The sequence below is a fragment of the Rhodopseudomonas faecalis genome (assembly GCF_003217325.1).
GTDB classification, from domain to species: domain Bacteria; phylum Pseudomonadota; class Alphaproteobacteria; order Rhizobiales; family Xanthobacteraceae; genus Rhodopseudomonas; species Rhodopseudomonas faecalis.
Genome location: NZ_QJTI01000046.1, coordinates 1 through 5,803 on the forward strand (window position 1 = coordinate 1; position 5,803 = coordinate 5,803).

Genomic DNA, 5,803 nt, shown 5'->3' on the forward strand with positions numbered 1-5,803 from the left:
CAACGGCCACCCGAACGGTCAGATCGACGACCTGCTGCCCTGGGCCTATCCCGCCACGCAAGACCTCAGGCACGTGGCCTGAGAACAGCGCTTACATTGCATAGGCCCATTCGTTCTGATGTTTGTACGGAACGGCCAATCCATCAAAATAGAACGCTGATCCGTAGGGCCATCTCAGATGGGCGTTGCCCGGCTTCATCCAGTGGGCCGGTTCGCCGCCAAAGCGCGCAGCACATCAATGTGGTTATCGAGGCAGTGCACGGCTGTCTCCAGGCTTGTGAGCGACTGCAGTGGCTCGGGTCGATCTAGTTCACTCCGATATCGCTGCATCAGTAGCGTCTCCCTCCGGCGAGGGCCGCCTTGCTGGGTTAGGCGGATTGCTCTGTAACAGCACTTATGGACAGCGATAAGTGCAGTACACAGGTTGAGCGGCTCGAAGTCGTCGAGACTGGCCGGCGCCGGCAATGGACGGACGACGAGAAGCTGAAGATCGTGCTGGAAAGCATGCAGGCGCCGCGGGCGATTTCATCGACGGCGCGGCGGCACGGGATATCGCGATCGTTGCTGCTGATATGGCGGCGGTCATTCGGCGCCGGCCATGCTGCAGAGGTCGAACAGCCCAAGCCTGCCTTTGTGCCGGCGGTCGTGACGAGCCCGGCAGCGCCCGCGAAAGCGTCGTCATCCGCTGCCGTGCCGGCGAGCGGCAAGATGGTGATCGAGCTTGGCCCGGACCGCCGGATCATCGTCGACGCCGGCGTCGACGCGGCGGCGTTGGCGCGGGTGCTCGGCATTTTGGAGCGGCGATGATCCCGATCGCAGCGGGCGCGCGGATCTGGATCGCGACCGGACACACCGACATGCGCAAAGGCATGCAGGGGTTGGCGCTGCTGGTGCAAGAAGGTTTTGGCCGCGATCCGTTCGCCGGCGACGTGTTCGTGTTCCGCGGCCGCGCCGGCACGCTGATCAAGGCGCTGTGGCACGACGGGATCGGCCTGTCGCTTTACGCCAAGCGGCTGGACCGTGGCCGCTTTATCTGGCCTTCGACGGTCGATGGCGTGGTGGCGCTGACCGCTGCCCAGATGGGCTATTTGCTGGAGGCGATCGACTGGCGCAATCCGCAGCACAGCTGGCGACCCACGAGCGCTGGATAGCTGCGCAAAGATCCGCGAAGTCGCAGAAAATCGGCGCCAAATCACAGGTTTTGTGATTCCATCAAGGCATGGGCGATGAGCGCGAGAAGCTTCCGGAGAACGTTGAGGCGCTGCAGGCGGCGTTGCTGGCGGCCCGCGCCGAACTCGCCGTCGTCCGCGCCCGGCAGTCCGACGATCAGGCGCTGATCGCCCATCTGAAGCTGCAGATCGAAAAGCTCAACCGTGACCGCTATGGCCCGCGCTCGGAGCGCACCGCGCGTCTGCTCGACCAACTCGAACTGACGCTGGAAGAGCTCGAGACGTCGGCAACCGAGGACGAACTCGCCGCCGAACTGGCGGTGCTCAAAGCTGCGAGCGCGACCACGACCGTGGCGTCGTTCAGCCGCAAGCGTCCCTCGCGAAAACCTTTCCCCGATCATCTGCCGCGCGAGCGCGTGGTCGTGCCGGGCCCTGTGGCATGCGCCTGCTGCGGCGGGACGCGGCTGTCGAAGCTCGGCGAAGACATCACCGAGACGCTGGAGGTGATCCCGAAATCCTGGAAGGTGATCCAGCACGTCCGGGAGAAGTTCAGCTGCCGGGACTGCGAGAAGATCAGCCAGGCGCCGGCGCCGTTCCATGTTCTGGCCCGCGGCTGGGCCGGTCCCAGCTTGCTGGCGATGGTGCTGTTCGAGAAGTTCGGTCAGCACCAGCCGCTGAACCGGCAGGCCGAGCGCTACGCCCGCGAAGGCGTGCCGGTCAGCCTGTCGACGCTGGCCGACCAGGTCGGCGGCTGCACGCTGGCGCTAATGCCGTTGTTCAAGCGTCTCGAAGCCCACGTGCTCACCGCCGAGCGCCTGCATGGCGACGACACCACGGTGCCGGTCCTGGCCAAGGGCAAGACCGCGACCGGCCGGATCTGGGTCTATGTCCGCGACGACAAGCCGTTTGGCGGCCAGGCGCCGCCAGGGGCCGTGTTCTACTACTCACGCGACCGCGCCGGCGAGCATCCACAGGCGCATCTGGCGAGCTATAGCGGCATCTTCCAGGCCGACGCCTATGGCGGCTATGGCAGGCTCTACGAGGCCGGCCGCAATCCGGGCCCGATCCTGGAGGCCGGGTGCTGGGTTCACGCCCGGCGGCCGTTCTTCGTGCTGGCCGACCTCGCCGAGAACGCGCGCCGCAAGGCGCAGGGCAAGAAGCCCGCGGTGATCTCGCCGCTGGCGCTGGAAGCGGTGCGCCGGATCGATGCGCTGTTCGAGATCGAGCGCGGCATCAACGGCGAGACGCCGGAACGGCGCCGGAGCGTGCGCCAGGAGCTGAGCGCGCCGCTGGTCGCCGATCTGGAACGATGGATGCGCGAGCAGCGCGCAAAACTGTCGCGCGGCAACGATGTCGCCAAGGCGATGGACTACATGCTCAAGCGCTGGAGCGCATTCACCCGCTTCCTCGACGACGGCCGTGTCTGCCTGTCGAACAATGCGGCAGAACGGGCGCTGCGCGGCATCGCACTCGGCCGAAAATCCTGGCTGTTCTGTGGCTCCGACCGCGGCGGCGAACGCGCCGCTCTGATGTATAGCCTGATCGTCACCGCCAAGATGAACGACATCGATCCGCAAGCCTGGCTGGCCGACGTCCTCACGCGTATCGCCGAGCATCCCGTGCAACGGCTCGACGAACTCCTGCCGTGGAATTGGCGCAAGACGAGCGATCGCAAAAGGGGAGCAGCTTGATCGCAAAACCCCGATCCGTGGGCCTATCGGCTTCCGAAAAGGCCGCCATCACCATCGCCTGCCAGCGGTTCATCGACGAGGTGCTGAAGCCGCGATTCCTGCCAACAGTCCGCCCCACCGCGTTCTACTACCCGATCGATATCGTCGGCAAATGGCATGGACGCCGTTATCGGTTCATCCAGCGCTATCGATCCGGCCAGCCCGAAACCCTGGGTGAAGAATTTGACGCGCCATTCACGCGCCTGGACTGGATCGGCCCTGATCGCTTCGATCTGCAATGGCATCGACACACCGGAACCTGGTATCGCCTCCACCATGGCCTGACGCTGGAACAGGCATTGAAGACCATCGAGGCGGACGGGATCCTGCACCCCAACTAGCAACGACAGATCCCGACCGCAGTTCCCAAAACGTCAGAACCGCGTGGCTCGCCGGATGCTTACTCAGTAGCAGGAGCCTGCTGGTTTGAACCGCGAACACCGCGGGGCTGCGGTCCACAGTGAAGCCGCGTGTTGCGATTCGTGTGTCACGCCAATACTGATCGATCAGCTTCATTTCGAGGTCGAGCCGTGTCCGAATATTGGACAGCAGATCCGCAGATGCGAGTGGTTGGGAGCTGATGGCGCTGAGACGAAGGAAGTCGAGCATACCGTTGAGGTAATAGATCTGCGACCAGGGGATCCGACCTTCATCATTGTTCGTGCCAAACTCCATCCAACCATTCTGTTGGCTTCGTTCGAGGTCGAATCGAAGCATTGCTTGCAGATGGTCACCGTCTGTTGCGAACTCAGAAACGATCGAGCCATCCTGAACGCGAAGGTTGTAAGGGAGCTGATCGGGCTCATATCGTGGAATCTTCAGGCTGGGTGGTGCATCCACAAAGAAAGTCGCTTCCGTCTCTTCAATATGCCGTTTTTGGCAGAGTACGACGGCGCCATCGGCAGAGGAAACCGCTTCGACCGCGCGCAGGCAATTGTCGATGCGGCGTTCACTCAACGATCCGTCAGAAAGTGACAATGTTGCGACGAGAGTTCCGCCGACGACAGCCAACTGGCGTGCGTCGATCTCTAGGAGAAACACCGGCGGTATCATCTCATAAGTGCCGCCAGCCGGATCCTGAAGCAGCGGCAGGCGCAATGGTGGATGCTGCGGGTGAGCGCCGTCTTGATCGATACGGTATTGGACGAGGTAGTTATTGAGCGAGATATTATCGTAGTAGACGAGAATTAATTGGTCGGCTGCGATGGTGGATGCTCGAAAGATCGGTTCGCTGCCGTCGGAGTGTGTGATTTGTATCTCAGAGATGCGTTCGCCGGTCGTTGAGGCGGTGACCAGCGACAGGCGATTGGTGTCAAGGTGTCGAGTGAAGATGGCGCGTCTGCCCTTGATGAGATGGTCAGCGATCGGTAGCGATTTATCAAATGTGATGGAAGTTGAGTCCGCGTCTCCTAAAGAGAATGTCGCGGTGTCTTGATTGTAGCGAACGTTAGAGGCTGACGTTTTGGAAGGGCGGACGAAAGGGACGATTGTGTTGCTACCGGCCCCAGGGGCTGCGATCGGTAGGTTCGGATGAGGTGTGGTGTCGATTGGGACGAAATCGATCGCAAATGACGCGGATCGTTTTCGTTCGGCGAGCAGTCGGCAGTCGATTGCGCCGCGGTAAAGGTAAGCTTCGTACTCGTTGACGATCAGCGGTGAAGCATACTCACTGCCTTTTGGATATTTCAGGTAACCATTGCGATTGTCGCGATATTTTGGGAGTTCCGCCAGAAAGACGTCTGCGATCGGCGCAGTGTCCGGGGTCGTGCAGGCGATCGACATGGCCATCCCAAGATCATAGGTTCGGGCTGGACGATCAATGTTCTGCTGGAATAACGGCCAGCCGCGGACGTAGTGGGCGGATTTGTCTTCGAATTCCTTCAGGTGGGCGAACGCCGCGTTGATATCGATCTGGTCAGCGAGCCGTCCGCCATGAACGATGTAGGTTCGCAATCCATCAATGATGTAGCTGGCGTGTGGCAGGTCGTTCGCCACGTTCTCTTGGATCGAGTACTGCCAGTACCATGAGCCGGTGGCAGGATTGACTTTCTTCTCGTTCAGCAAGACCTGCACGGTGTCGTCGGCAGCGTTGCGTAGTGCGGTCGCGAGGTCTTGATCCGGCGTCAGCTGGCTAAACCGCTGCAGTTGTCCCGCCATATAGGCCGCGGGGTTGAATGTGTCATAGGGCTGGTCCGACTTGCGGAAAGAATAGGGAAGCATGCCGGATGGGGAGCGATACTGTTTGTCGGCAAATGGCTTGAGCGCATAGGTGACGGTTTCGAAAATGCGCTTTTGCGGAGAACTGCTGTCGCGCTCCATCCAGGTCAGGAGAGCGTCGACGACGATCGCCGTTGAAATCGTGTAAGCGGTGTTGGCGGGGTTGATCGACCCGTCGCCATAGGCATCCCACGCGATTGGAACGCCCCAGCCAGGGTGCCCATCGCCATCAAGATTCGCATGGTCCAGCAGCCAGGTTCCCGCGGGGATTGCGAGGTTGGGGAGATCAGGCCGCAATCCGCCGCGAGATCGTTCGACTTCGGCGAGCAGGATCGCTGCGTATGATTTGGGAATGTGGACGGCTGCGTTGCCGGGATAGTCCGCAGCCCCAAATCCCGGCCGTTTCGGATCAAAGCGGGCGTGCAACTCGGCAATCAGATCGACAGGACCTGATGCATTCCGCTCGGAGCTGAGAATTGGCGTCCATTGCAGCACCGCCAACGCGGTCAGCGTCGTGGCGGTAAGGACAAGGCCTATCACATACTTTTTTACGCGCATCGTGTTTGACTATGCTCTCGGCTCCCGCGCGGGCGCACGGCTGTCCGGGGAATGATTCAACGTGTCGCAGCGCATGCCCGGCCAAACCAGCGCGAAGCGGGTACTTTCTGGTTGTCGAGACTCAGAAAG

General features: G+C 61.6%; 4 protein-coding genes. All 4 read left to right on the plus strand.

Annotated features, from left to right (window positions below):
• Positions 1-396: 396 nt before the first annotated feature.
• A complete protein-coding gene (tnpA, locus tag BJ122_RS18715; protein ID WP_110782797.1) occupies positions 397-807 on the plus strand; it encodes an IS66-like element accessory protein TnpA in 411 nt (136 codons plus the stop codon).
• Positions 804-1,151 carry an IS66 family insertion sequence element accessory protein TnpB gene (gene tnpB, locus BJ122_RS18720; RefSeq protein WP_110782798.1) on the plus strand — a complete coding sequence of 116 codons (348 nt, stop codon included), beginning with the start codon at positions 804-806 and terminating at the stop codon, positions 1,149-1,151. Before tnpA ends, tnpB begins: the two co-directional genes overlap by 4 nt.
• Before the next feature lie 68 nt (positions 1,152-1,219).
• The gene (gene tnpC, locus BJ122_RS18725; protein WP_110782799.1) at positions 1,220-2,860 is read left to right on the plus strand and encodes an IS66 family transposase; all 1,641 of its coding nucleotides are present in this window, start codon (positions 1,220-1,222) and stop codon (positions 2,858-2,860) included.
• Between the two features lie 80 nt (positions 2,861-2,940).
• Positions 2,941-3,240, plus strand: a complete 300-nt coding sequence (locus BJ122_RS19965; protein ID WP_488225879.1) for a DUF3024 domain-containing protein — start codon at positions 2,941-2,943, stop codon at positions 3,238-3,240.
• Positions 3,241-5,803 lie beyond the last annotated feature (2,563 nt).

What these genes read in the sequence shown, in the direction of transcription:
- tnpA (WP_110782797.1), top strand. Translation starts at nt 397, where the DNA reads ATGGACAGCGATAAGTGCAGTACACAGGTTGAGCGGCTCGAAGTCGTC.
- tnpB (WP_110782798.1), top strand. Translation starts at nt 804, where the DNA reads ATGATCCCGATCGCAGCGGGCGCGCGGATCTGGATCGCGACCGGACAC.
- tnpC (WP_110782799.1), top strand. Translation starts at nt 1,220, where the DNA reads ATGGGCGATGAGCGCGAGAAGCTTCCGGAGAACGTTGAGGCGCTGCAG.